This is a genomic window from Photobacterium sp. NCIMB 13483 (assembly GCF_003025475.1).
Taxonomy (GTDB): Bacteria; Pseudomonadota; Gammaproteobacteria; order Enterobacterales; family Vibrionaceae; genus Photobacterium; species Photobacterium piscicola.
Window position 1 is genome coordinate 1 of the sequence record NZ_PYLV01000058.1, and the last position, 886, is coordinate 886.

The window sequence follows — 886 nt, forward strand, 5'->3', positions numbered from 1 at the left end:
CCTTTTTACTTATACCTAATAGCTTATTATGACCACCACTACCTGAATGAGCGGGGACTAAACCTATACTGGCACTTGCATCGCGTCCGCATTTATATGCTGAAGCATCGCCCATTCGAGCATAAAGTGCGCTGGCAACTATCCAGCCAACGCCTCTTAATGTCATTAGTAACTGACAGGCTGGTATTTGTTTAGCGTAAGCGATTAAATAATCAGTAACCTCCTGAATAGGCTTATCAAGTTCAATAAGCTGATTAAGAAGCTTATGTAAAACAAAACGGGCAGAAGAAGTTAATCCATTATTAGGATCTTCCAGTTCAAGAGGGAGTAAAGCGCGTAATTTAGTAATGCTCTGCGGGAATTTTATCCCATATTCCAAGGCAAAGCCTCTAATCCGATTTGATATCGCTGTTCGTTGTTTTATATAACTTTCTCTGAGATGCAACACACTTGCGATATCTTGCTGCTCAGTTGTTTTGACTGAAACAAAGTGTATGTCTGGACGTTGGGCAGCTTCATAAATAGCAAGGGCATCATTTGCATCATTCTTATTACCCGCTCGATACATCCTGACAATTTGAGCAGGGAGAAGATGAACATGATGCTTATTATTTTGAAAATATCGCCCCCAATAATGAGCAGAGCCACACGCTTCCATGTAAATCATAGATGCGGGGTATTGGGCTATAAATGCGACCATTTTAGCTTGAGACATTTTTTGATTAGACTTTAATTTTCCATGTTGATTAAACAATGCAACTTGAAAAACGTTTTTAGCGAGATCAATACAAATAGTGCTAGGCTTATTCATGGTATGGGCTCCTTTTTGGTTGACGCTATAACTGTAGCTGACAATGTCAGTAAGGTGGGGAGTCCATACCATTGA

The 886-nt window shown here is 40.0% G+C and carries 1 protein-coding gene; it reads right to left on the bottom strand.

From position 1 onward, the window contains the following. Positions 1-811 (bottom strand): IS110 family transposase (locus C9I86_RS19780; RefSeq protein ID WP_107277266.1); only part of this gene is annotated, 811 nt, incomplete at its 3' end. Positions 812-886: the final 75 nt, after the last annotated feature.